The following is a 24,678-nucleotide window of genomic DNA, read 5'->3' as shown; positions in this document are numbered from 1 at the left end:
TGCCGGCCGCCTGTTCCCTATCGCGGAATCATTGCGGCTGACATGCGAGCGACAACCATGACGACCCGATCATGACCATCCGATTGCCTGTCTTCCGCCTCCCCCTCCTCGTGCTGGGCGCCGTGCTGGCCTCCATACTGGTTCTCGCCGGCGCACCTGCGCGTGCGCAGAACATCGTGGTCATGGTCAACGGCGATCCCATCACCGATTTCGACATCGAGCAGCGCTCCAAGCTCGACCAGCTGACGACGCAGAAGGCCCCGAGCCGGCAGGACGTCATCAACGTGCTGATCGACGACAAGATCAAGCTCAAGGAAGGCAAGAAGTACGGCGTCGATCCCACCGCTTCCGACATCAACCAGTCCTACGAGGGCATGGCGCAGCGCATGCGCATCTCGCCCGATCAGCTCACCAAATCGCTCGAGGTCAAGGGCGTGCGCCCCGAAGCTCTCAAGAATCGCATGAAGTCCGAGATGGTCTGGACCAGCCTCGTGCGCGGCCGCTTCAAGGAGAAGTTGCTAGTCAGCGAGAAGGACGTCGCCGACAAGGTGCGGGAAGGCGGCGACGAGAAGCTTCAGATCGAGGGCACCGAATACAAGATGCAGCCGATCGTGCTGATCGTGCCGCGCGGCTCGTCCGCCGCCTTCCAGGAGACGCGGATGAAGGAAGCCGAGCAATATCGCTCGCGTGTCGGAAGCTGCGAGGAAGCCAATTCGCTGTTCCGTTCGACGCCGAACGCCACCATCCGCGACAGCGTCACCAAGACCACCGCCGACCTGCCGGAGGCGCTGCGCAAGGTTCTCGACGACACCGCGATCGGCCACCTCACGGCACCCGAAGTGACCAAGGCCGGCATCGAGATGGTCGTGCTTTGCTCGCGCAAGCCGACCACGATCGATACGCCGAAGAAGCGCGAGATCCGCGAGAAGATGTATACGGAGAAGTACGAGAAGACCCAGAGGGTCTATCTCGACGAGCTCCGTAAAGCGGCGATGATCGAATATCGCAACCACTGATGGCTGCTCCCGCAAAGCCCCTTGCACTGACGCTCGGAGAGCCCGCCGGCATCGGCCCCGACATCACCATCGCAGCCTGGCTCAGGCGCCGCGAGCTAGGCCTGCCCGCCTTCTATCTGCTCGGCGACGAGGCGCTGATCGCGCAGCGCGCCAAAGCACTCGGCGCCGAGATCAGGATCGCCGCGGTGAGCCCGGGCGAAGCCGAGAGCGCCTTCGCCGACGCCCTGCCCGTGGTTGCGACCGGCGGGCGTGCGACCGCTGCGCCCGGTAAGCCCGACGCCTCGAGCGCACCGGCAGCCCTTGCCTCGATTCGCCAGGCCGTCAGCGACGTCCGTGCCGGCCGCGCCAGCGCCGTCGTCACCAACCCGATCGCCAAGAGCGTGCTCTACCGCGCGGGCTTCCGTCATCCCGGCCACACCGAATTCCTCGCCGAGCTCGCAGCCACCGATGCCAGCGTGCCGCAGCCGGTGATGATGCTGTGGTCGCCGCGGCTCGCCGTGGTGCCGGTGACGATCCACGTTTCCCTGCGGGAAGCCCTTACCCAGCTCACGAGCGAGCTCATCGTCTCGACCGTGCGCATCGTCGCGACTGAGCTCACATCACGCTTCGGCATTGCGCGGCCGCGGATCGCGATCTCCGGCCTCAACCCGCATGCCGGCGAGGACGGTTCGCTCGGACATGAGGAGCAGACCGTGATCGCGCCGGCGCTGAAAGCGCTGCGCCATGACGGCATCGACGCCAGGGGACCGCTGCCCGCCGACACCATGTTCCACGAAGCCGCGCGAAACACTTATGACTGCGCGGTCTGCATGTATCACGACCAGGCGCTGATCCCGATCAAGACGGTGGCGTTCGACGACGCCGTCAACGTCACGCTCGGCCTGCCCTTCATCCGCACCTCGCCCGATCACGGCACCGCCTTCGACATCGCCGGCACCGGCAAGGCCAATCCGGCGAGCCTGATCGCGGCGCTCAAGCTTGCCAGCCGCATGGCGGCTGCAAACAGCTAATGAGCGCGATCGACGACCTCCCGCCGCTTCGCGAGGTCATTCGCCAGCACGCTCTGTCGGCCCGCAAATCGCTGGGCCAGAACTTTCTGCTCGATCTCAATCTCACCGCGCGCATCGCGCGCGCGGCAACGCCGCTGGAAGAGAGCACCATCGTCGAGATCGGCCCGGGCCCGGGCGGACTGACGCGCGCACTGCTCGCGCTCGGCGCCAAACGCGTCATCGCGATCGAGCATGACGAGCGCGCGATCCCGGCGCTGGATGACATTTCCGCGCGCTATCCCGGCCGGCTCGAGATCGTGCATGGCGATGCCATGACCTTCGATCCGCGTCCGCTGCTTGGCGGAGAGCGCGCGAAGATCGTCGCCAATCTGCCCTACAACATCGCGACCCAGCTCCTGATCAACTGGCTCACCACCGAGCCCTGGCCGCCCTGGTTCGACATGATGGTGCTGATGTTTCAGCGCGAGGTCGGCGAGCGCATCGTCGCGCGCGAGGACGAGGAGGCCTATGGCCGGCTCGGCGTGCTCGCCAACTGGCGCTGCGAGACCAAAATCCTGTTCGACATCTCACCATCCGCCTTCGTGCCGCCGCCGAAGGTCACCTCCTCGGTCGTGCGCCTGGTGCCGCGCGCGGAGCCTCTGCCGTGCGATCGCAAGATGCTCGAGCAGGTCGCCGCCGCGGCCTTCGGCCAGCGCCGGAAAATGCTGCGCCAGAGCCTGAAATCGCTTCAAGCGGATCCCGCGCGGCTTGCGCAGGCGGCCGGCGTCGATGCGACGCGGCGTGCCGAGACCATTCCCATCTCCGGCTTTGTTGCCATGGCGCGTGAATTGGCGGATATACGAGCCGAAACGTGAGAATGGAAATTCCGGAGGAAAGAAAATGGCGGTGATGCGCCGGCAGTCGCTGGTCACGTTCGATGCACCCTTGTGCGAGACCATCGTCGATACGCCCAAGCCGCAAGGACGTGAGGTGCTGGTGCGCATCGAGCGCTGCGGCCTCTGCCATTCCGACCTGCACATCCAGGACGGCTATGCCGATCTCGGCGGCGGCAAGAAGCTCGACACCACGCGCGGCATGACGCTTCCCTTCACGCTCGGCCACGAGATCGCCGGCGTCGTCGACGAAGTCGGCCCCGACGTGGCGGCGGGTCTCGTCGGTTCGAAGAAGGCGGTGTTTCCCTGGATCGGCTGCGGCCAGTGCCGCGACTGCAAGAATGGCGACGAGAACCTCTGCGCCAGGCAGCGCTTCCTCGGCGTCTCCATCGACGGCGGCTTCGCCACCCACGTGCTGGTGCCCGACGCAAAGTATCTGCTCGATTACGATCCGCTGCCCGTCAACCAGGCCGCGACCTTGATGTGCTCCGGCGTCACCGCCTATGGCGCGCTCAAGCGCCTGGTCGACCGTCCGCGCCAGCGCAACCTCTTGCTGATTGGTCTGGGCGGCGTCGGCATGATGGGCCTGTCATTCGCGCAAGCCATGTTCAAGCAGCCGATCACGGTCGCCGATCTCTCGCCGGCCGCCCGCGAGACCGCGCTGAAGAACGGCGCGGCCAACGCCTACGATCCGTCCGAGCCCGACGCGATCAAGCGCATCCTGAAGGAGACCGATGGCGGTTTTGACGAGGTCGTCGATTTCGCCGGCAACGAGAAGTCGATGGCATTCGCGGTCGCGGTTGCCGCGCGCGGCGGCAAGGTCGTGGTCTCCGGCCTGATGGGCGGCCAGTTCACGCTGCCGATGGTGCAATGGGTCTACAAGCGCCTCACGGTCGAGGGTTTTATGGTCGGCACGCTTGCTGAGGCGCATGAACTGATGGCGCTCGCCCGCGCCGGCAAGATCAAGCCGACACCGATGCGCGAAGAGCCGATGGGCGATGTCCAGAAATGGATCGATGAGCTGCGCGCGGGCCACGTGGTCGGCCGCATCGTGCTGAAGAACTGAGTTTCGAACGGCGGCGGGATACGCGTCTCGCCCCCGCTTTCGTCTTGCTCGATTTCTCGGCTCGACGTTCGTCGCTGAAGGAGACACGCACGCCTTCGCACGAAGCCCGGCGCGTGGAACGGCTGCGGCTACACCGCGTTGGCAGCGCATGTCCATTCGCTGCACCATCGAGGCCGCGCCCTCGGTACGCCGAGGGTGCAGGCCGGCGGTACATCGGGCACTCAATTTCGAAATTCCGTAGTTCTCCGGACGAGAACAAAGTTCGGGGCGTGGCCCTCGTGCAACGCAGCACGCTCTTCCGGATTCGGCGCCAATTTTTCGATTTCCCGGAAGCCGTTGGTCGGCCCTCCCGCCCGACGCGGCCCGTCGCTGGCAGCACGCCAACGCCTGCCGCCATCCCAGTTCCGCGGATGGATCCGGGCGCCCCCGCCCCCAACTTGCCGAATTCCGATAGCCTATTCCCCCGAAACTTGCGTAGAACCAAAGCACAACTTGCATTGGAATGCGAACGGCCGTTCAATAGCAGCATAAGCCAACAGCACATTGCATCACCTGTGGTTTTGAGTGGAATGCAGACCTTCCTTGTCATTCTGGGCATCTGGCTCCTGATCAACGTACTCTTCGTCGTGATCATGATCCCCCCGCGCAAGCCGCGGAAATCTGACCAGCCGCGATCGTCGAGCACGCTTGCGCCTGTCCCGATCGGCCAAAATGCCTACGCGTTCGATGAGGACGAAAAGGTCTCGCTGCGCCATACGATCATCGCCATTGCGATGGGTGCTCTGTTCTCCCTGACGCCACCTCTGCTGCAGGCCGTCGACGACATCAAGCGGATGATCGGCAAATACCGCAAGCCGTTGCAGCATGCCGAGATGGAAGGCGACGGGCGATCCCTCGATACGGCCCTGAAACAGCTCCGCGCCCGCGAGACTCAGACACCAGCCGATGGATCGTCATCCGGCGAGCAGGACGGCTTGAAACAGTAGAGCCGCCTCCTCCCATCACTTCGCTCTAAAAATTGGAACGCCGCTAACCGCCCGCGCGTTGGCCTCTCGTCAAGGCAACGACGGAATCTGAATCGCATGACGAAGCCGCTGACAAAGACGGTGCGGCCAGTTCCAGACGAAAACCAGAGTCACAAGGGCGCCGGCAGCGCGCCGACCGTTCCCGTCGACACCACCAAGGGCCACCGCGACGACGAGAAGCAGAACATCCGTGAGCAGGCAGCCCACGGCAACTTGACCCAGAATACCAGCAACCGGCGCATGGGATAGGCGCAGAAATCAGGGGGATCAAACAGGAGACACGAACTTGGTCAGTCCAGACAACAAATGGTACGATCCGATCTCAGAGCGCTGGATCGCGCCGCGCGAACTCCACGCCGCAGCACCATCTCCCCACGCCAGCGAGAACCACGTCCTCGAGCTTCAGAGGAACGTCGAAATCCAGCGCATCTGGCGCGCGTTGGTCGATTGCTGCGCAAGGAAGTGATGCTCTTGGACGAGCGTGGCGGAACGCACCACCTGCCGCGCCATTATCACCCCGCATGACCGATCCCGCATCATCAGCAAGGCCCGTCGCAACCGCGATCCGCTATCTCTCGATCATCGCCGGCTGCGCCTGCCTGCTGCTCGCCGCGATCTGCTTCGCCATCGCCTGCCAGGTCTTCATCCAGACCGGGGTGTTCGCGCAATCCTACGCAATGGTGGGATTGATCAGTACGGTGCTGGGGCTTCTCGTTCTGACGCTGGCCCGTGTCTGGAAGTAAGCTTTCGTCACGCCATAGACATTCCGTAGATGGGGAGATGATCTTTGCTGCGCAGTGACGCTCGGGGTACCTGGACCGCGAGCAAGCAATAGCGCCGGCAAAAAGCCTGAATTCGCGGTGGAACCAACGCCGTGCGGGCCCGATTCAGGCCACATCCTCTCCGGATTTGCGGCTCATTGCCACCTAAGTCTTTGTTGAGAAAGGGAAGGTAACGAGTTGCATGATGCGTAACCGGGAGACCAGAATGGGCAACCGCACGGCAAAGTTTGTATCCGCGCTGATCGGCAGCATCATTGCCGGCGCGCCGTTGGCCGCTGTCTCACAGAACGCGCCAAGCGCCCCCAGTGCGGCGAGCACGGCGAATGCCGCGAGCGACTGTCTCGCCTCACCGAAGGGTGCCACGCCGCAGGGCCAGCACTGGTTCTATCGGCTCGAGCGCGCGACCAAGCGGCAATGCTGGTATCTGCGTGCCGAAGGCGCCAAGGCGACGCAGAGCGCGCAGGCGACGCAGGGCGCGCAGGAGGCGACGGCCGATACGCCGAATGCAGCTCCAGCCGCGCCGCAATCGGTGCAGAATGCGCATGCTGAATACATCGCGCCGCAAACCCGTGCCGCAGCAAGCGCGCCGGCGCCGGCCGCAGCCTCAACACAGCAGTCTCCCGGCACCGCTGATGCCAATGCAGCGCAGCCCGCCGTCGCCACGCGTTGGCCCGACGCCGCAGCCGCTTCGCCTGCACCGCAGCAGCCATCACCTGCGACGGCTGCCGCACCTGCAGCGGCGCCCGCACGGCCGAGCGCGACACCCGCCGCATCCCCTGCCCCGGTGACGCTCGCCGCGGCCGAAGCGCCCGCCGACAAGCCGACGGGCTCGCTCCAGATGCTCCTGCTCGTCATCGGGGGCGCGCTGGCGCTCGCCGGCCTCCTCGCCAGCATCATCTACCGCTTCGCCGGCGGACGCGTCCGCGTCCAGGCCGGCGACCATCGCCGCGTGAACTGGGACCAGCGGGATCACGGCGACAGCCGCGCGCCCTGGCTCAATGACGCGCCTGCCCCGGCGCCGCGCGCGCAACGGCCGCGACCGGTGGACTTCGACGCTGGGCGTCCCCAACCGGCGCAACTCGCCGCATTCACCAACGAGATCGGCAGGATCGCAGCACGGGGCCGCCCCGCCCCGCTCGCAGCAGCAGAACCTGACGAGACCGAGATCGAGATATTCGACGGGGAGCTCGAGGTCGAGGCCCCGGCACCGCAGTTGGCTGCCGCCGCCCCCCATGCCGCAGCGCCGGCTGATCACGATGAAGCGACACCCGACGACGAGGATGCCGTCAACATCGACATCATCACGGCGATGCTGGAACGGCTGGCGCAGGAAGGGCCGCGGCTGCCGCAGCCTAGCCTTGAAGCTGACCTTGCAGACCTCGCACGAATCCAACGAGACCGGTCCGCCGCTCGCGCTTGAGGCGCTCGGCCTTCAGGATCGACTGCACCTCGGCGAAGGCGTCATCGACATTGTGGTTGATGACGATGTAGTCGTACTCGGCCCAGTGGCTCATCTCGTGGCTGGCACGGCTCATCCGATTGCGGATCACCTCGTCGGAATCCTGCGCGCGTGAGTGTAGCCGCTTCTCGAGATCGCCGGCCGACGGCGGCAGGATGAAGACGCGAACCACGTCGACGCTCGCTTTCTGGTGCAGTTGCTGCGTGCCCTGCCAGTCGATGTCGAAAAGCACGTCCTGTCCGGCCGACAGTGCAGCCTCGACCGGCGCACGCGGCGTCCCGTAAAGATTGTCAAACACGGTGGCCCATTCGAGCAGTTCGCCCTGTTCCACCATCGTCTCGAACCTGGGCTTGCTGACGAAGAAATAATCGCGCCCCTCGACCTCTCCCGGCCGCTTCTGACGCGTGGTCGCCGACACTGACATCTTCAGGCCGGGCTCCCGCTCGAGCAACATCCGCGACAGCGTCGTCTTGCCCGCGCCCGATGGCGAGGACAGCACGAACATCAATCCGCGCCGCTCGACACCGTCAGTACCGTGACCGCCCGTCGTCATCGATCACTCCAGATTCTGGACCTGCTCGCGAAATTGCTCGACCACGTTCTTCATGGCGAGCCCGGTATTGGTCAGCTCGATGTCGTTCGACTTCGAGCAGCAGGTGTTGACCTCGCGGTGAAACTCCTGCGCCAGGAAATCGAGCTTGCGCCCGACCGGGCCGCCCTTGCCGATCAGCTCGCGCGCCTGCGCGATGTGGGAGGCGATGCGGTCGAGCTCCTCGCGGATGTCGGCCCTGGTTGCGATCAGGATCGCTTCCTGCATCAGGCGGTCGGAATCGAAACGGTCGGAGGTGTCCAGCAGCGTTGCGATCTGCTCGGCGAGCCTGGCCCTGATCGCCTCCGGCTTGCGGCCCGGGGCGGCCTCGGCCTTCTTCGCCAGCACCTCGACCTCGTCCACGCGCTGGGTGAGGATCTGCCCGAGCGAGGTGCCCTCGCGCTTGCGCATCTCGACGAGTTCGGCGAGCGCCTTGTCGAAGGCGTCCGCTGCAGCTGCGCGCGCGGCCTTGTCCTCCTCCTCGTCCCCCTCGGGCTCGGCGACCTCGATCACGCCCTTGATGGCCAGGAGGCCGTCGACGCTCGGCGCGACCGCGTCGACCTTGCCGGCGATGACGGAGGCGGCCTTCAGAACGGCATTGAGCACGTCCTCATTGACTCGGACGGAGGTGGCGGCATTGGCGCGCTTGACGGTGAGATTGGCGTAGACGGTGCCGCGCGACAGCAGCTCGGCGGCGCGCTTCTTGGCATAAGCCTCGAGCTCGTCGAACCCCTGCGGCAGCCGCACCCGCAGGTCAAAGCCCTTGGCGTTGACCGACTTCAATTCCCATTCGAACGTATACGGCCCGCTCGCGCCGTGGCTTCGGGCAAAGCCGGTCATGGACGACAACGCCATCAGGTCAAATTCTCCGGAAACATGGGATTCGCGAGGCCAACAGGCCACGCGAATCTTAAGACTATTTTGCAGGAAAGTGGAATCCGCAAAGTCCCGTAGGCAGGTCTGCGCAAGGGCTGACGCCGGACCAAGGCCTAGCGCTGGATCACCGGCGGCGACGGCTGCACCGCGCCCTGCCGCGCGGGCGCCGGACCAGCGGGCCGCGCCGGCGGCTTCTTCTGCTGGGTCGGCTTGGGCGTGGTCGCGGTCGGCGCCGTATCGGCAGCCGCAGGCGCCGCGGCGGCCGGCGCCTGTACGTCGTCGGCCGGCTCGACCGTGTCGTTCTGGATCTGCCTCTCCATCGCGCGCAGCTTGGCGACGTTCTTCTGGTGCGCGTCGTAGGTCTCGGTAAAGGCATGCCCGCCCGACCCGTCGGCGACGAAAAAGAGGTCGCGGGTACGGGCCGGATTGGCCGCAGCCTCAAGCGAGGCGCGGCCGGGGTTGGCGATCGGGCCCGGAGGCAGGCCCTCGATCACATAGGTGTTGTAGGGCGAAGGCTGCGTGATCTCGCTGCGCTTGATCGGGCGTCCCAGCGTGCCCTTGCCGCCGACAAGGCCATAGATGATGGTCGGATCGGACTGCAGCTTGATCTTCTGCTTGAGGCGATTGACGAACACGGCAGCGACCCGGCTGCGCTCGTCCGGCTTGCCGGTCTCCTTCTCGACGATCGAGGCGAGCGTCTCCAGCTGCTCCGGAGTCTTGACCGGAAGATCCTGGCTGCGGCGCTCCCAGATCTCCGCGAGCACGCGCTTGTGCGCCTGCTGCATGCGCTGGATCACCTGCTCGCGCGGGGTCCCGCGCGGGAACTTGTAGGTCTCGGGCAGCAGCGTGCCTTCACGCGGCAATTCGCGTACGCTGCCGGTGAAGATGTCATTGTCGGACAGCCGCGCCACGATCTGCTCGGAGGTCAGGCCTTCCGGAATCGTGACGGAATGCTGCACCACCTTGCCCTCGACGATGGTGGCGATGACATCACGCAGGGACGCATTCTTCTGGAACGAATATTCCCCCGGCTTCAGATCCGAGCTCGCCTTCAGCGCAGCCACCGCGGCGATGAACACCCACGGATTGACATCGGTCACGCTTTCCCTGTTCAGGGTCTCGGCGATGTCACGCTTTCCGGCGCGCTGCGGAATGTTGACGATCTTGTCGTCCTTCAGCGGCCCCGGCGCCTCGAGCACCTGCCGGCCGTAATAATAGACGCCGCCGGCGCCGAGCATGGCAATCAGCAGCAGCGTGATGATGGCGTTGCCGACCACGACAAAGGGATTACGCGCCCGCTCCGAACGCTTCGGCGGCGGCGGGACCTGCTCGGGCTCGAGCGCTGCCCGGGGACTCCGGGGCGAAATGGGCGGCCTTTCACTCATCGAAGCAACCTGAATCCTGCCGGTTCAATCGCAGCCTGACAATCGCTTGCCGAGCCAAATGCACGCGCCCACAGACATGACTATCGCCGAATACGGCAAAACGGTGGATTCGTCGCAAACACAAACTATTGGGCCAGACGCCGGATGATCACCGACGCATTGGTACCGCCGAAACCAAAAGAATTCGACAACGCGACGTTCACCTCACGCTGCTTCGCCTTATGCGGCACGAGATCGATCGCGGTCTCCACCGACGGGTTGTCCAGGTTGATGGTCGGCGGGACGACATTATCGCGAATCGCGAGGATGGCGAAGATCGCCTCGATCGCGCCAGCCGCACCGAGCAGATGGCCGGTCGACGATTTGGTCGAGGACATCGCGACTTTGGACGCGGCGTTGCCGAGCAGCCGCTCCACCGCGGCGAGCTCGATCTCGTCGCCGAGCGGCGTCGAGGTGCCGTGCGCGTTGATGTAGTCGAGATCGGACGCGGTGAGGCCGGCGCGCTTCAGCGCGGCCGACATGCTGCGGAAGCCGCCATTGCCATCGGGGGACGGCGACGTAATGTGATAGGCGTCACCCGACAGACCGTAGCCGATCACCTCGGCGTAGATCCTGGCGCCGCGGCGCCGGGCATGCTCGAGCTCCTCCAGGACGAGGACGCCGGCGCCCTCCCCCATGACGAAACCGTCGCGGTCCTTGTCGTAGGGACGCGAGGCCTTCTCCGGCGTCTCGTTGAAGCCGGTCGACAGCGCGCGCGCGGCATTGAAGCCCGCAATGCCGATGCGGCTGATCGGCGACTCCGCGCCACCGGCAACCATCACGTCGGCATCGCCGAGCGCAATCAGGCGCGCGGCGTCGCCGACCGCGTGGGCGCCGGTCGAGCAGGCCGTGACCACCGAATGGTTCGGCCCCTTCAGCCCATGCTTGATCGAGACATAGCCGGACGCGAGATTGATCAGGCGGCCCGGAATGAAGAACGGCGACACGCGGCGCGGGCCGCGCTCTTTCAGCAGGATCGCGGTATCGGCAATACCGTTGAGGCCACCGATGCCCGAGCCGATCATGGTACCGGTCGCGCATTTGTCCTCTTCGGTCTCGGGATGCCAGTTGGCATCGTCGAGCGCCTGGCCGGCCGCGGCCATGCCGAAGATGATGAAGTCGTCGACCTTGCGCTGGTCCTTCGGCTCCATCCAGATATCGGGATTGAAGCTATCGTTCGACCCGTCGCCGCGCACGACGGTGCAGGCGTATTTGGTCTGCAGATCGGAGACATCGAAGCTCTCGATCCTGCGCGCACCGCTTTCGCCGTTGAGGATGCGTTTCCAGGTCGGCTCGACGCCGCAGCCGAGTGGCGACACCATGCCGAGACCAGTGACGACAACCCGCCTCATATCCGAAAACTCCGCATCGAAAGATTCACGGCCAATAACAAGAAACCGGCTGACCGCTGCGAAGCGGCCCGTCCGGTTTCAATGTTGTCCCCGCGAAAATGAAGAGCTTAGCTCTTCGCGTTCTTCTCGAGAAACTTCGTGGCGTCGCCGACGGTGAGAATCGTCTCCGCGGCGTCGTCCGGAATCTCGCAACCGAATTCTTCTTCGAACGCCATCACCAGTTCGACGGTGTCCAGACTGTCGGCGCCGAGGTCGTCGATGAAGCTCGCTGCGTCGACAACCTTCTCGGGTTCAACACCAAGGTGTTCGACCACGATCTTCTTAACCCGTTCGCCAATGTCACTCATTGCATAACCTCGCGTTGTTCCCTGTAGACCCGACCCCCCGGGACGATACGAGCCGTCGTGGTCGTTGACTGCCTTCGCTTACGAACTTTGATTTGGCCCCACCTTAACCGATGGAGGCCCGGCGAACGACGGCCAAGGCTCCGCATCGCCAATATACAGGGTTTCAAAAACCTGCAATGGCGTTCTTTGCCCATCCGTTGAAGGCCCGGTTATCATACTTCAACTGCCTTGACTACACGCCTCAATTCGCTCCGGAAACGGCCGTTTGCCGCATCCTGCCCATGTGGGCAGTGCGAAACGAATTGTCAGATCATCGCCATGCCGCCATTGACGTGGATGGTCTGGCCGGTGACGTAAGCTGCTTCGTTCGAACTCAGGTAGACTGCGGCCGCCGCAATGTCCTCGGGCGTCCCCAGGCGGTTAGCCGGAACCTTGGTCAGAATCGTCTCGCGCTGCTTGTCGTTGAGCGCATCCGTCATCGGCGTCTTGATGAAGCCGGGCGCGATGCAGTTCGCGGTCACGCCGCGCTTGGCGTATTCGGCGCCGAGCGTCTTGATCATGCCGATCAGGCCGGCCTTCGATGCGGTGTAATTGCCCTGCCCGGGATTACCGGTGACGCCGACGACCGAGGTGATGGCGATGATGCGGCCGAAGCGCTTGCGCATCATCAATTTGGTGGCGGCACGCGCCAAGCGGAAGGTCGCGGTCAGATTGACGTTGATGACCTCGTCCCAATCCTCGTCGCGAAGCTGCACGAACAGATTGTCACGCGTGATGCCGGCATTGGCAACGAGAATGTCGACCTGCCCCATCGCGGCTTCCGCGGCCGGCACCAGCGCCTCGACCTCGTCGGCCTTGGAGAGATTGCAGGGCAGCACATGGGTGCGCTCGCCAAGCTTGCCGGCCACCTCATCCAGCACTTCCTTGCGCGTTCCAGAGATCGCGACGGTGGCGCCCTGCGCGTGCAGCGCCTGTGCGATCGCGCCGCCGATGCCGCCGGTCGCCCCGGTGACGAGCGCCTTTTTGCCAGTCAGATCGAACATCGAATACTCCTCTAGCCCTGCTTCGCAGCGGCCATTGCATCCTTGGCGGCGGCAATGTCGTTCGGACCGCCCACGGCAACACCGACGGCGCCGTCAGCGATACGTTTGACGAGTCCCGTCAGGACCTTGCCTGCGCCGATCTCGAAGAAGCGGGTAACGCCCTGCCCCGCCATATAGACAACCGACTCGCGCCAGCGCACCGTGCCGGTCACCTGCTCGACCAGGCGGCGGCGGATCTCGTCGGGATCGGTGATGGCGCTTGCCAGCACGTTCGACACCAGCGGCGCAGCCGGCGCCTTGATCGTGACCTTGGATAGCGCCTCGGCCATGGCGTCGGCGGCAGGCTGCATCAGCTTGCAATGGAACGGCGCGGACACCGGCAGCAGCATGGCGCGCTTGGCGCCCTTGGTCTTGGCGATCTCGACGGCGCGATCGACCGCGGCCTTGTCGCCGGAGACAACCACCTGGCCGCCACCATTGTCATTCGCAGCCTGGCAGATCTGGCCCTGAGCCGCCTCCTTGGCGACCGCCATGGCCGCGTCGTAATCAAGGCCGAGCAACGCGGCCATCGCGCCGGCGCCGACCGGCACGGCTTTTTGCATTGCGAGACCGCGGATGCGAAGCAGCCGCGCGGTGTCCGAGATCGTCAGACTGCCGGCAGTAGCCAGCGCCGAGTATTCGCCGAGCGAGTGGCCGGCGACGAACGCCGCATCCCGCCCCACGGAAAACCCGGCTTCAGCCTCCAGCACGCGCAGGGTGGCCACAGACACCGCCATCAGGGCGGGCTGGGCGTTCTCGGTGAGCTGGAGGGTTTCGGCCGGGCCATCCCAGATGGTGGCCGTCAGCTTCTCTCCAAGCGCGGCATCGACCTCATCGAACACGGCGCGCGCCGCCGGAAAGGCGTCGGCCAAGGCCTTGCCCATGCCAACCGCCTGGGAACCCTGCCCCGGAAATGTGAATGCTGCCGTCATCGGCGCTCCCTGGATCGCTCGAGCCGCGTGCTTCGAGAACCCGGCAGCCGATGACGCCCGGCCCGAGCCTTGGTTCCCGACCGTGCTCCGAAAGGGGCCGTAGACACTGTCCGGGGCTGGAATGTCAAGCCAAGATAGGAACTTCGGCCTGCATTCGACTGGGGATGCGGCCCCTAGAATCCACCATTGGTCTGGTTGGAATCGACCGCTGCCCCTGCTTGCGCGCGGCGTGCATTGTTGACCAACTGCCCCGGCCGGTCGTCGCAGTTCGGCTTGGCCGTGGCGAGCCGCAGCACTGCGGCGTAGTTCGGCTGCACCTCCATCCGCTCGGCATGCCGGCTCTCGCTCAACAGGCGATGCACCTTCGGCAGATTGTAACAGGGCACATAGAACAGCAGATGATGCTCGAGGTGGTAGTTCACGTAGTATGGCGCAATGAACAGGCGCTCGATAAAATTCGCATGCGTGGTGCGGGTGTTGCGCAGGGGATCGCTGCTGTCGGGCACCACGGCGTGCTCGGCGATGTTACGGATACGGGTGATGACCATCATCCAGGTCACCAGCGGCACCAGCCATAGCAGCGGGTAGGCCCACCACACGCCGGCCGCCGCGCACGCTGCGAACATCGCAGCGTTGACCAGGCATTGCGGGCCGAGCTTGTCCCGGAAATGCGCGGTGCGCTGCCGCCATTGCCAGTCCTTCGGACCGAGCGCGTTGAGCAATTGCGCCTTGCGCTGCTGGTAGCCGGTCTGCCCGGTGATGTCGCGAATGAACTTGCGGCGATAGCTCAGCCCGGTGATTGGAAACGGCGCCGACAGCACCAGATCAGGATCGTCCTCCTGCTGGGTGCGTGCATGATGCTGCAAGTGATAGCGCCGATAGCTGCGCGTCTCGGCAAAGAGCGGATAGGCGCAGAGCCACTGGCTCAGGGCCAGATTGGTCTTCTCGTCAGCGGACAGGCAACCATGCGCACCGTCATGCATGAGGATCGCGAGCCCGAGCTGGCGCGAGCCGATGATGGCGACGGCGAGAACATAAGTGATCGGATTGGGCCACCACGCGACCAAGGCGATCGCGGCAATGATGAGCGCCCAGGCGTGTGCGATCATCGCAACGCCCTTCCAGGTCACGCGCCGGCGCACCTCGGCCAGTTGATCGTCGGTCAGGAAATCGCGGGCACGCATGCGAAGCGCGGTCATGACCTGCCCTCCTCGTTCGAATGGCTTGATGTGTCGCGCTCGTCGACGAGACGCGGGCGCGCTGTCTCGCCGGTGGATTTCGCCTGCTCGCCGAGGACGCGCAGCATCTCCTCGCAGAGTGCCTCCGGCGAGCGGCCCATGGCGTAGCCCTCGAGAATGATTCCGATGGCGACGGCCCAGAAACGCCGCGAGCTTTCGTCGGGCGCGCGCAGCGAGCGCCAGCCATGACGGGCGACCTGGCCCGCATAAGCACGTGCGCCTTCGCTGTGCAGGCGTTCGATGGTGCGCTCGACCAGCGGCGCCAGATCCTGTCGCCGCCGCGTCAGCGTCAACGCCTCCGCGAAGAAGGCGATCGAATCGCTCGCCGTCACGGTCTCGGCCAGCGCGTGGGTGTATTCCCGCGGTGTGCGCGCCTTCAGCGCCGCCTGCTCGGTCGCGCGCGCCAGATACAGGAGATCGCGGCAGGCGCATTCGACGAACAGCGCCTCCTTGGTGCGGAAGTAATAGGTGATCTGGCTCGGGAACGCGTCCGCTGCGGCGGCGATATCGGTGATTGCGGTGCCCGACAGCCCCCGCTCCCGAAACAGCGGGCTGGCGGCGTCCAGCAGCAGGGAACGCGTCTTGCGCCCGGCCGAACGCGTCGCCCGCGTGGCATGTTTGGGATCGCCAGCCGCCTCAAACGGCTCCTGGGCCGACTTTTCCACCATCGGATCCTCTTGCTCATATATTTGTATGACATACAAACAAAGAAATCAAGCCGGATGTGGCGTGGGAGGACCAGTCCCCTCACCGGGACGATCCGGGCCGAAAACACGGCCGCAAACCTTGCCAAGCCGGCCAAAATCCGTATAACGCCCACATCCGCAGACCCCGGCCGGGAGCTGAACGGACGGTCTCAGCAAATCATTCGTTGATTTTGGTGTGGCAGGGCCAGTCGGCCCGTCGTCCCGTGTTTCCGCCTTCTGAGCTTAATCCCAGAGTCCTTTCCGAAGGTCTCTTAAGGGCTTGACGCCGGGCGATGCGCTAACACGAGGAAAGGACGACTATGGCTCTCTATGAGCATGTTTTTCTCGCGCGCCAAGACGCGAGCACGCAGCAGGTCGAAGAGCTGACTGCGCAAATGACCGGCATCGTCGAGGGTCTCGGCGGCAAGGTCACCAAGACCGAGAATTGGGGCGTTCGCTCCCTCACTTACCGCATGAACAAGAACCGCAAGGCGCATTTCGTGCTGCTCAACATCGACGCGCCCTCCGCGGCGATCGCCGAGATCGAGCGCCAGGAGCGTATCAGCGAAGACGTGATCCGCTATCTCAGCGTCCGCGTCGAAGAGCTCGAGGAAGGCCCGTCCGCGATGATGCGCAAGGCTGACCGCGATCGCGAGCGTGACGACCGTGGCGGCGGCTTCCGCGATCGTGAAGCTGGCGGCTTCCGTGGCGACCGCGAAGGCGGTTTCCGTGGTGGCGATCGTGATGGTGGCGGCTTCCGCGGCGATCGCGGCCCGCGCCGTCCACGCGACGAAGCTGAAACCACGACGGGTGGGGAGTAAGACCAATGGCTGAAGCTGGTGCACGCCGTCCGTTTTTCCGCCGCCGCAAGAGCTGCCCGTTCACGGGAGCCAATGCGCCGAAGATCGACTACAAGGACTCCAAGCTGCTGATGCGTTACGTCTCCGAGCGCGGCAAGATCGTGCCGAGCCGCATCACCGCGGTGTCCGCGAAGAAGCAGCGTGAGCTCGCCCGCGCCATCAAGCGCGCGCGGTTCCTGGGCCTGCTGCCCTACGTCATTCGCTAAGACAAATTCGACCGGCGGCGATCGCGCCGCCGGTCGTGACCTTCTGAACTCATAAGGCTTCCGGGTCGTCCGGTCGCCGATGGTTGGGGCAAAACGCCTCTAACCGCTCGAAGGGAGCGGGACAGCTGATGATGGTATTTGGACTGATAGCCCTGATCGCCGGCGCTGCGTCGGCCCTGATGTTCGCCTCGATTGTGTCGGGCGCACTGATCTCGCTTGTCCTGGTTTACCTCGCTCCGCTGCCGCTCATGCTCGCCGCGATCGCCTGGGGACCGCTCTGCGGTGCACTTGGTGGCATCGTCGCGACGCTCGTCATCGCTGGCGCGCTCAGCCCGCCCCTCGCCCTCGGTTACGGTTTCGCGTTCGCGCTGCCGGCCTGGTGGCTTGGCCATCTCGCCATGCTGGGAAGACCCGTGACGCTGGGAAGACCGGCAAGCGGCACCGCGGGCTCGGATGCGGCTTCGGTCCAGGTCGAATGGTATCCGCTTGGACGCATCCTGCTCTGGATTGCGGCGCTGGCGACGCTGCTGACCGCGGGATCGCTGTATTCGCTGGGCAGCGATGCATCGGCCATCAGCGATGCGATGCGCCGCGGCTTCGCCAAAATTCTTTCAATGGTGAGCGAGACGACCGTTACGGAGAGTGATCCTCGCGTCGGCCTGATGGTCGCAGTCATTCCGGTTCTGGTCGCGGCATCGCAGATGGCGACGCTGACCTTGAATCTCTGGCTTGCCGCCAAGGTCGCGGCTGTTTCAGGTCGGCTGCATCGGCCCTGGCCGGACCTCAGCAGCACGAGCTTGCCGCCGATGACGCTGGTGGCACTCTGTGTCGCGCTTGCCTTCAGCTTCTTCAGCGGGATGACCGGCATTCTCGCCGTCGTCGTCACGACCGTCGTGATGATGGCCTATGCGCTGGTCGGCCTTGCCGTTCTGCATACCATCACGCGCGACCTCGCCAATCGCGGAATTTGGCTCGCCTCCGCCTACGCCATCCTCTTCATGTTCAGCGTGAGCCTCATCCTGCTGACCGCCCTCGGGCTTGCGGACGCCGTGTTCGGCTTCCGCGAGCGCTTCCTGCGCAACCGGCAACCGCCGCCATTGCCGACGACTTAAGTCCAACCTGAAAACTGAAAACCCAGAGCACTTCAAAGGAGAACGAATATGGAAGTCATTTTGCTGGAACGCGTGAACAAGCTCGGCCAGATGGGCGAAGTCGTGAAGGTTCGCGACGGCTATGCCCGCAATTTCCTGCTCAAGCGCGGCAAGGCGCTGCGCGCCACCGCCGACAACCGCGCCAAGTACGACGGCATGAAGGCCGACCTCGAAGCTCGCAACCTTGCCTCGAAGGGCGAGGCGTCCAAGATTGCCGAGAAGGTCCAGGGCAAGAACATCATCGTGATCCGTCAGGCCTCCGAAGCCGGCCAGCTGTTCGGCTCGGTGACGGTGCGTGACGTTGTCACGGCGTTCGAAGCCGATGGCGTTTCGCTCGACCGTCCGCAGGTGCAGCTCGACGCGCCGATCAAGACCATCGGCAAGCACACCATCACCGTCGCCATTCATCCCGAGGTCGAGGTTGAGGTTTCCGTCACGGTTGCGCGCAGCCAGGACGAGGCTGAGCGCATCAACCGCGGCGAGGACATCTCGACCCGCAACGAGGACCGCGACGCGGCCGCCGAGGCGATTGCCGCCGCCGGCGAGTTCTTCGATCCGGAAGCTCAGCACGACGACGCCGAGCCCGCTCCGGCTGCAGAAGAGACCGAGAAGTAAGCTTCGCGCTCGCGCTAGCTTACGAAGCCCGGCTGCCTCAGGCAGCCGGGCTTTTCGTTTTGGGCGCGACATCCTCGCTCAGGATGGCGATCGAGGCGAGTGCCGTTGCCGTGTGCTTCTCGACACCATCGCTGACGCAGAACACGTCGGCCGCGACCACGGAGACCTGACGGCCCGGTTTGATCACCCTCGCACGACAGATCAGCTTGTCGCCGATCGCTGGCGACAGCAGATTGAGCTTGTATTCCGCGGTCAGGGCCGCCTGCCCACGCGAGGTCGCGGCCGCGATGGTCGTGGCATTGTCGACCAGAAAGGCGGTGACGCCGCCATGGAAGAAACCATGCTGCTGCAACAGCTCCGGCCGACGCTCGACCGCAATCGTGCAAGCGCCCCGCGACAATTCGGAGAGCTCGGCGCCGACCAGTTTCATAAAGCCCTGCCGGCCGACATTGGCGTGGATGCGCTCGGCAATCGGAGTGAACTCGGGATCAGCTTCTTTGCTCATGTCGCCACTCCTTGCCTGGTGTTGAGGCGGCCGGGCGGCACCAGCGCACGGATGGCGCAGGCGATCAGCGTGTCGGCCTCACCGCGCGGATCGGCGCGATCGCGTCCGGACAGAAAGGCACGGCAGAAGATCTGTGCCGGGCCGATCAGCTGGCTGACGAACATCACCGGTGTCATTGGCAGAAGCTCGCCGCTTGCGACCAGCGGCGCGCGCCAGCGCCCGATGCCTTCCGCGAGCCGCGCATTCTGCGCGCGCTGGGCGTCGCGGACGTCCTCACCCCACTCGTTGCGCGAGATCTCGAAGAGATAGCGCGCCTCGCGGTGGCTCAGCACGACCCAGTCGAGATGGGCGCGGATCAGGCGATCGATGCCCTGCTCCGCATCGGCGCTTTGATCCAGTGCGGCAAGCATCGCGGCGTGATAGTGCCGCAGCACCTCCAGAAACAGCGCGCCGGCGAGCTCCTTCTTGGAGCCGAAGACATGAAAGAAGCTGCCGTTGGAGGCACGGGCCTTGGCGCGGATCGCGGCCACCGTCGCGCCCTCGAAGCCCGACCGGTCGAACACCGCGAGCCCCGCAGCCAATAGATCGTCGCGAACGCCGGATGGCATCGCCACCTCCTAGAGTGATACTCTAGAGTGCTACTCTAGTGGCAGTCAAGACAACGCAAAGGCCGTCGTGGGCGCGGCCCTCGCAGATCGATGGGATGATCGGCTTATCGCGAGATCGGCGGCGCCGGCGGACCGGAGGACTCGGCGGCTGCAGGTGACGGCGCCGCAGCGGGCGCAGACGGTGCCGGCTCTGCCGGCTTGGCTGCCGGTTCGGAGCTGGGCACGAGCTCGGCCGGTTTGGAGACGGCCGCTTCCGCAGGCTTTGGCGCAGCCGGTTCAGCCGGCTTGGCGGCCGCCGGCGGGGCCGGCGTCACCTGCGGCACCGGATCGGGGCGCAGAGCCGGCGTCTCGCCGGCGCGCGGCTCGACCTTGGCGCTCTCCGGCTTGGCCTCTGTCGGCTTCTCGGCCGGCTTGGCGCTCTCGGACTTGGACTCGTCGCGCCCGGAATCGACCTTGGCGCTCTCGCTCTTTGGTTCAGTCGGGGGTTCGGTCTTGGATTCGGTCTTGGACTCGGCTTTGGAATCGACCTTCGGCTCAACCTTCTGCGCGGCTGCGTCGTCGGTCTGCGGCTTGCCGCGCTTGCCCATGCGCTTGCCTTTCCGGCCCTCGGGCGGTTGTTCGGTGGTGGCCTCGGGCTTGGCGCCTTCCTTGGCACCTTCCTTGGCGCCCTCCTCGCTCGGCCGCGCCGCGCGCTTCTGACGGCCCTCAGGCGCCGGGCTAGCGCCCTCGCCCTCCGGCTTGGCGGCTTCTTGCGAGCGCTGGCGGCGGCCCTGATGATCGGGCGCCTGGGCCGGGTTGGTGTTGGCGTCCTTCTCCTTGGCGCCGTCCTTCTTGTCCTTGCCGTCCTTGCCATCCTTGGATTGGTAGCGGGCGTCGGTCGCACCGTTAGACACGAGGTAGGAGGCCAGCACGCCGGCCATGTCGGGGCTGGTCGTGTAGTGCTGACGCAGGAAACCCGGCAGCGAGCCTGCCGAAACCGTCTTCAAAAGACCCCTCGGGCTCTTGTGGCAGGCATTGCAGGTCTGCGCGAAGATCTGGGATGGGGCCTTGCCGGCCTCGAGGTTCGTCGCCTGCGCCAAGATGGCATCGGAGGCGCCGAAGCCGATCAGAAACAGCACCGTGGCGAGGCTGAGCGCTCGGCTCGACATTCCCATCATCTCCATTGAAATCCGATAGATACAGCCGGCGTGCGGGCGCGGCGGCGGTCACCTTTTAGCCGATTGCGCTGCGAATGGAAGCGCGCTCATCAAGCATGCAATTACGCGTTTTTCGAATATCGGGTTTGAACACAACGCATTAGTGGGACGGTCGCAGGCTGCCTAGGTTTAGATGCGAACGCATTGGAACCGCACCGGGTCCCTAAGCGTCAGTATGGGTGCCGGGCTAGTCGCATCTTTTCGGGTTCGCTCGATAGGTGGGGTGTTGATGGACCGCTTGTTGCGTAGATTCTTGTCTCAGTTCATCCGCCGCGGGTCGATGACAGTGACCACGGCCGGTGGGATGAAGTTCAGCGTCGGCGACGGTTCCGGCGAGCCGGTTGAAATCCGCTTCGTCACTGCCGACGCACAAAGGAGAGTCCTCATCAATCCCGAGCTCGGGCTTGGCGAGGCCTTTATGAACGGCGAGTTCGTCGTCGAGCGCGGCGGCATAGCCGATGCCCTCGCGATCCTGCTCGGTCAAGCCGACCTGTTGCCGCACTGGGCAAAACCCTGGTGGCACCTGCGTTATCTCGTCCGACATCTGAGACAGTTCAATCCGCGGGCACGCGCGCGCAGGAATGTCGCGCATCACTACGATCTCGATGCGCGGCTCTATTCGCTCTTCCTCGACGCCGACAAGCAATATAGCTGCGCCTATTTCGAGACGCCGGACGCCACGCTCGACGACGCACAACTCGCCAAGAAGCGGCACGTCACCGCAAAGCTGCTGGTCAGTCCCGGCCAGCGCGTGCTCGATATCGGCTCTGGCTGGGGCGGACTTGGCCTCTATCTTGCCGAGATCGCAGGCGCCGAGGTGACCGGAGTGACGCTATCGACAGAGCAGTTGCAGATTGCCAACACGCGCGCCGCCGAAAAAGGTCTGACGCGACAGGCGCGCTTCCTGCTTCAGGACTATCGCGACGTCGATGGCCCGTTCGACCGCATCGTCTCGGTCGGCATGTTCGAACACGTCGGAGCCGGATTCTACGACATGTATTTCCGGCGCTGCGCCGAATTGCTCAGCGAGGACGGCGTCATGCTGTTGCACTCGATCGGCCGTTCGCAAGGGCCGGATTCGACCAATCCCTGGATCGCCAAATACATCTTCCCCGGCGGTTACATCCCGTCGCTCTCGGAAGCGCTGCCCGCAATCGAGGCCGCCGGGCTCCTGGTCTGCGACATCGAGATCCTGCGCCTGCACTACGCCGAGACGCTGAAGGCCTGGCGGGAACGTTTCATGGCGCGGCGCGAGGAAGCCGTGCAGCTCTACGACGAGCGCTTCGCGCTGATGTGGGAGTTTTATCTTGCGGCCTCCGAGATGACCTTCCGCAAGCAGGGCATGATGAACTTCCAGATCCAGCTTACCAGGCGCCAGGGTGTGGTCCCCATGACCCGCGACTATATCGCGCACGAGGAAGCCCGGCTCCGCGCCCTTGAGGGCGGCGCCAGACCGAAGCTGAAGCTCGCCGGTGAATGAATTCTAATGACGTAAGGTCGAACTCGGGAAGAGCCGCAAAGACGCCGGCAACGCCAGCTGGGCGCGCAATGCCGCGAGAGTTTCGGGTGCGACCGGCAGGCGCCGCTGGTCCGGCTGCGCGGCACGCTCCATGGCGGCGATGAGCCCGGACAGCCAGAGCCGGCTGCCTGCCTCGCTTCGCCAAACCTTTAGCTGCCGTTCTGGCCGCATCGCTTGCCTCGTCTCCCTGATGGCAGGTTACGGGAGACAATTCCCTACCCGCCAGTCCTGTTCCGGAGGTACCCCGAAAGAACCCGGGGAGATGTGATCTGCTTCACATAAGTCCGGTCGGTCCTTGGGTTAGATCGTCGCCATGAGCAAAGAGACCCAAACCTCATTCGACGTGCAGGACGACCTCCGAACCGATTATGCCCTGATCGCCACCGGCGTCGGCGCGGCCCTGGTGGCGCTGGTCTACCTCCTGCTGGTCTGAACCTGCGCTGGAAGCGCCAGTGCGCCCTGTCGCGCGCTCTTCAATACGTGTGCACCTCAATCCATTAGGTTCACGAATTCCGGATATTTCCGTGGCGCGGCCATGACCCGCCCCCGGACGCGGCGAGTTCCGCAAAAATCCGTCAAGCGCGGCGCGTGCCGGGGCTGCCAGTCATCCACCATTTTAACTGAGCGGTTGATAGCGACCAGCTTTTGCTTCCGCTTTCAGCTGAGGCGGCGCTTTATCCCGGCCCCGCATCCGCCCCAGAAAATTGCTATCGCTCGACCATGGCCCTGACTGATTCGAACGTCCTCAAACTCGCGCCCGAACCCGGAACTCCCGCTTATCGGAGTGCGCCGCATAATATCGAGGCGGAACAGAGCCTTCTGGGCGCGATTCTGGTCAACAATGACGCCTTCTATCGTGTCTCCGACTTCCTGGAGCCGAAGCACTATTTCGAGCCGCTGCACCAGACCATCTTCGAGACCGCCGGCAGCCTGATCCGGATGGGCAAGATCGCCACGCCCGTGACGCTGAAGACGTTCCTGCCCGCCGACACCGATGTCGGCGGCATGACCATCGGACAATATCTGGCGCGGCTCGCGGCCGAGGCGACCACCATCATCAACGCCCAGGACTATGGGCGTACCATCTATGATCTTGCGCTGCGCCGCGATCTCATCGGCATCGGCGAAGACATGGTCAATGTCGCCTATGACGCACCGGTCGATTTCGCGCCGCGGGCGCAGATCGAGGACGCCGAGCGCCGGCTCTACGAGCTCGCCGAGTCCGGCCGGTATGACGGCGGCTTCCAGAAATTCTCGCAGGCGTTGGCGGTCGCAGTCGATCTCGCGGCAAAGGCGTTCCAGCGCGACGGAAAGCTGTCCGGCATCTCCACGGGTATGCGCGACCTCGACACCAAGATGGGCGGCCTGCAGCACTCCGACCTCATCATCGTGGCCGGACGCCCGGGCATGGGCAAGACGTCGCTGGCGACCAACATCGCCTACAACGTCGCCAAGGCCTATGTCGGCGAGCTCCAGGCCGACGGCACCATGAAGGCCGCCAATGGCGGCGTGATCGGCTTCTTCTCCTGCGAAATGTCGGCCGACCAGCTCGCCACGCGTATCGTGGCCGAGCGCACCGGCATTCCCTCCTCCCACATCCGCCGCGGCGGCATCTCGGAAGCCGATTTCGACAAGATCAGGGACGTCTCGATCGAGCTGCAGTCGCTGCCCTTCTATGTCGATGCGACCGGCGGCCTGTCGATCGCGCAGCTAATGGCGCGCGCGCGCCGGCTGAAGCGCCAGAAAGGCCTCGATCTGCTCGTGATCGACTACATCCAGCTGCTGTCCGGAAGCGGTAAGCGGAGCGAAAACCGCGTGCAGGAAATCACGGAGATCACAACCAGTCTGAAGGCGCTGGCGAAGGAACTCAACGTCCCCGTAATCGCGCTGTCGCAGCTGTCGCGTCAGGTCGAATCCCGCGAGGACAAGCGGCCGCAGCTCTCCGACTTGCGTGAATCCGGATCAATCGAGCAGGACGCCGACGTCGTGCTGTTCGTTTATCGCGAGGAATATTACCTCGCGATGAAGGAGCCACGCCCGGGCACGCCCGAACACGAGAAATGGCGCCTGGACATGGACCTTGCGTACGGCAAGGCCGAAGTCATCATCGGCAAGCAGCGCCACGGCCCGACCGGCACCGTCGATTTGGCGTTCGAAGCCTCGGTCACGCGGTTCAGCGACCTCGCGCCTGACAGTCAGATGCCGGCTCGCAGCGGCAACGACTACTGAGTTCCTTGAACCCGACCTGGCTCTTGCGTAAAA

At 64.8% G+C, this 24,678-nt stretch carries 27 protein-coding genes; 15 read left to right on the top strand and 12 right to left on the bottom strand.

The genetic code is table 11. The annotated features are described in order from the left end of the window. The first annotated feature begins 71 nt into the window (after positions 1-71). The 9 genes from FXB38_RS21355 (at position 72) to FXB38_RS21315 (ending at position 7,191) form a co-directional block, all read left to right on the top strand. A complete protein-coding gene (locus tag FXB38_RS21355) occupies positions 72-1,016 on the top strand; it encodes a peptidylprolyl isomerase family protein (protein WP_148752953.1) in 945 nt (314 codons plus the stop codon). Beyond that, entirely contained in the window at positions 1,016-2,026 is a 1,011-nt protein-coding gene (gene pdxA, locus FXB38_RS21350) for a 4-hydroxythreonine-4-phosphate dehydrogenase PdxA (protein WP_148752952.1), read from the top strand. Before FXB38_RS21355 ends, pdxA begins: the two co-directional genes overlap by 1 nt. Next, on the top strand, positions 2,026-2,880 hold the full coding sequence (gene rsmA / locus FXB38_RS21345) for a 16S rRNA (adenine(1518)-N(6)/adenine(1519)-N(6))-dimethyltransferase RsmA (RefSeq protein WP_148752951.1): 855 nt from the start codon (positions 2,026-2,028) through the stop codon (positions 2,878-2,880). Before pdxA ends, rsmA begins: the two co-directional genes overlap by 1 nt. A gap of 25 nt (positions 2,881-2,905) precedes the next feature. Continuing rightward, positions 2,906-3,964, top strand: coding sequence for an alcohol dehydrogenase (locus tag FXB38_RS21340; protein ID WP_148752950.1), 1,059 nt, complete (start codon positions 2,906-2,908; stop codon positions 3,962-3,964). Positions 3,965-4,434: 470 nt separating this feature from the next. Then, entirely contained in the window at positions 4,435-4,950 is a 516-nt protein-coding gene (locus tag FXB38_RS21335; RefSeq protein WP_246230018.1) for a phosphonate metabolism protein PhnM, read from the top strand. Between the two features lie 96 nt (positions 4,951-5,046). Then, entirely contained in the window at positions 5,047-5,238 is a 192-nt protein-coding gene (locus FXB38_RS21330; protein WP_148752949.1) for a hypothetical protein, read from the top strand. A gap of 37 nt (positions 5,239-5,275) precedes the next feature. Then, positions 5,276-5,455, top strand: coding sequence for a hypothetical protein (locus tag FXB38_RS21325; RefSeq protein WP_148752948.1), 180 nt, complete (start codon positions 5,276-5,278; stop codon positions 5,453-5,455). A gap of 55 nt (positions 5,456-5,510) precedes the next feature. Further along, the gene (locus FXB38_RS21320; protein ID WP_148752947.1) at positions 5,511-5,732 is read left to right on the top strand and encodes a hypothetical protein; all 222 of its coding nucleotides are present in this window, start codon (positions 5,511-5,513) and stop codon (positions 5,730-5,732) included. Positions 5,733-5,976: 244 nt separating this feature from the next. After that, positions 5,977-7,191, top strand: coding sequence for a hypothetical protein (locus FXB38_RS21315; RefSeq protein ID WP_187435035.1), 1,215 nt, complete (start codon positions 5,977-5,979; stop codon positions 7,189-7,191). Here the strand turns inward: FXB38_RS21315 and gmk are convergent. The 9 genes from gmk to FXB38_RS21270 form a co-directional block, all read right to left on the bottom strand. After that, positions 7,124-7,783, bottom strand: coding sequence for a guanylate kinase (gene gmk, locus FXB38_RS21310; RefSeq protein ID WP_148752946.1), 660 nt, complete (start codon positions 7,781-7,783; stop codon positions 7,124-7,126). The genes FXB38_RS21315 and gmk overlap by 68 nt on opposite strands. Before the next feature lie 3 nt (positions 7,784-7,786). Next, complete coding sequence (locus tag FXB38_RS21305) at positions 7,787-8,674, bottom strand: YicC/YloC family endoribonuclease (RefSeq protein ID WP_148752945.1); 888 nt, start codon at positions 8,672-8,674, stop codon at positions 7,787-7,789. Positions 8,675-8,808: 134 nt separating this feature from the next. Further along, entirely contained in the window at positions 8,809-10,080 is a 1,272-nt protein-coding gene (mltG, locus tag FXB38_RS21300; RefSeq protein ID WP_148752944.1) for an endolytic transglycosylase MltG, read from the bottom strand. A gap of 125 nt (positions 10,081-10,205) precedes the next feature. Then, positions 10,206-11,471 carry a beta-ketoacyl-ACP synthase II gene (fabF, locus tag FXB38_RS21295; RefSeq protein WP_148752943.1) on the bottom strand — a complete coding sequence of 422 codons (1,266 nt, stop codon included), beginning with the start codon at positions 11,469-11,471 and terminating at the stop codon, positions 10,206-10,208. A 107-nt stretch (positions 11,472-11,578) separates the two neighbouring features. Beyond that, positions 11,579-11,818, bottom strand: a complete 240-nt coding sequence (locus tag FXB38_RS21290) for an acyl carrier protein (protein WP_008130699.1) — start codon at positions 11,816-11,818, stop codon at positions 11,579-11,581. A gap of 305 nt (positions 11,819-12,123) precedes the next feature. Continuing rightward, positions 12,124-12,861 (bottom strand): 3-oxoacyl-[acyl-carrier-protein] reductase, encoded by a 738-nt coding sequence (gene fabG / locus FXB38_RS21285; protein WP_148752942.1) that lies wholly within the window; start codon positions 12,859-12,861, stop codon positions 12,124-12,126. 11 nt (positions 12,862-12,872) lie between these two features. Then, the gene (fabD, locus tag FXB38_RS21280) at positions 12,873-13,832 is read right to left on the bottom strand and encodes an ACP S-malonyltransferase (protein ID WP_148752941.1); all 960 of its coding nucleotides are present in this window, start codon (positions 13,830-13,832) and stop codon (positions 12,873-12,875) included. Positions 13,833-14,005: 173 nt separating this feature from the next. Continuing rightward, positions 14,006-15,031, bottom strand: coding sequence for a fatty acid desaturase family protein (locus FXB38_RS21275; protein WP_148752940.1), 1,026 nt, complete (start codon positions 15,029-15,031; stop codon positions 14,006-14,008). Then, entirely contained in the window at positions 15,028-15,738 is a 711-nt protein-coding gene (locus tag FXB38_RS21270) for a TetR/AcrR family transcriptional regulator C-terminal domain-containing protein (RefSeq protein ID WP_148752939.1), read from the bottom strand. The genes FXB38_RS21275 and FXB38_RS21270 overlap by 4 nt, the downstream gene beginning before the upstream one ends. 338 nt (positions 15,739-16,076) lie before the next feature. Here FXB38_RS21270 and rpsF point away from each other — a divergent pair, with 338 nt between their 5' ends. From rpsF to rplI, 4 genes are all read left to right on the top strand, one after another. Continuing rightward, positions 16,077-16,577: a 30S ribosomal protein S6 gene (gene rpsF / locus FXB38_RS21265; RefSeq protein ID WP_148752938.1), complete on the top strand. Its 501-nt coding sequence runs from the start codon at positions 16,077-16,079 to the stop codon at positions 16,575-16,577. Positions 16,578-16,582: 5 nt separating this feature from the next. Continuing rightward, positions 16,583-16,822 (top strand): 30S ribosomal protein S18, encoded by a 240-nt coding sequence (gene rpsR / locus FXB38_RS21260; RefSeq protein WP_007592020.1) that lies wholly within the window; start codon positions 16,583-16,585, stop codon positions 16,820-16,822. A gap of 128 nt (positions 16,823-16,950) precedes the next feature. Continuing rightward, entirely contained in the window at positions 16,951-17,934 is a 984-nt protein-coding gene (locus FXB38_RS21255; protein WP_148752937.1) for a DUF2232 domain-containing protein, read from the top strand. Positions 17,935-17,982: 48 nt separating this feature from the next. Then, positions 17,983-18,588, top strand: a complete 606-nt coding sequence (gene rplI / locus FXB38_RS21250) for a 50S ribosomal protein L9 (protein WP_148752936.1) — start codon at positions 17,983-17,985, stop codon at positions 18,586-18,588. A gap of 37 nt (positions 18,589-18,625) precedes the next feature. Here the strand turns inward: rplI and FXB38_RS21245 are convergent, their stop codons facing one another. From FXB38_RS21245 to FXB38_RS21235, 3 genes are all read right to left on the bottom strand, one after another. Continuing rightward, positions 18,626-19,093 (bottom strand): PaaI family thioesterase, encoded by a 468-nt coding sequence (locus tag FXB38_RS21245; RefSeq protein ID WP_148752935.1) that lies wholly within the window; start codon positions 19,091-19,093, stop codon positions 18,626-18,628. Beyond that, on the bottom strand, positions 19,090-19,701 hold the full coding sequence (locus FXB38_RS21240; RefSeq protein ID WP_148752934.1) for a TetR/AcrR family transcriptional regulator: 612 nt from the start codon (positions 19,699-19,701) through the stop codon (positions 19,090-19,092). Before FXB38_RS21240 ends, FXB38_RS21245 begins: the two co-directional genes overlap by 4 nt. 104 nt (positions 19,702-19,805) lie before the next feature. Then, a complete protein-coding gene (locus tag FXB38_RS21235) occupies positions 19,806-20,849 on the bottom strand; it encodes a hypothetical protein (protein ID WP_187435034.1) in 1,044 nt (347 codons plus the stop codon). A 277-nt stretch (positions 20,850-21,126) separates the two neighbouring features. Here FXB38_RS21235 and FXB38_RS21230 point away from each other — a divergent pair, with 277 nt between their 5' ends. Then, a complete protein-coding gene (locus FXB38_RS21230) occupies positions 21,127-22,377 on the top strand; it encodes a cyclopropane fatty acid synthase (RefSeq protein WP_187435033.1) in 1,251 nt (416 codons plus the stop codon). A 759-nt stretch (positions 22,378-23,136) separates the two neighbouring features. Then, entirely contained in the window at positions 23,137-24,645 is a 1,509-nt protein-coding gene (locus FXB38_RS21220; protein ID WP_148752931.1) for a replicative DNA helicase, read from the top strand. The last annotated feature ends 33 nt before the right edge of the window (positions 24,646-24,678 follow it).

Origin of the sequence: Bradyrhizobium cytisi (assembly GCF_008123515.1) — a bacterium.
GTDB lineage: Bacteria > Pseudomonadota > Alphaproteobacteria > Rhizobiales > Xanthobacteraceae > Bradyrhizobium > Bradyrhizobium cytisi.
The sequence above is the reverse complement of the archived record's forward strand: the minus strand, read 5'-3'. Positions and strand labels throughout refer to the sequence as shown.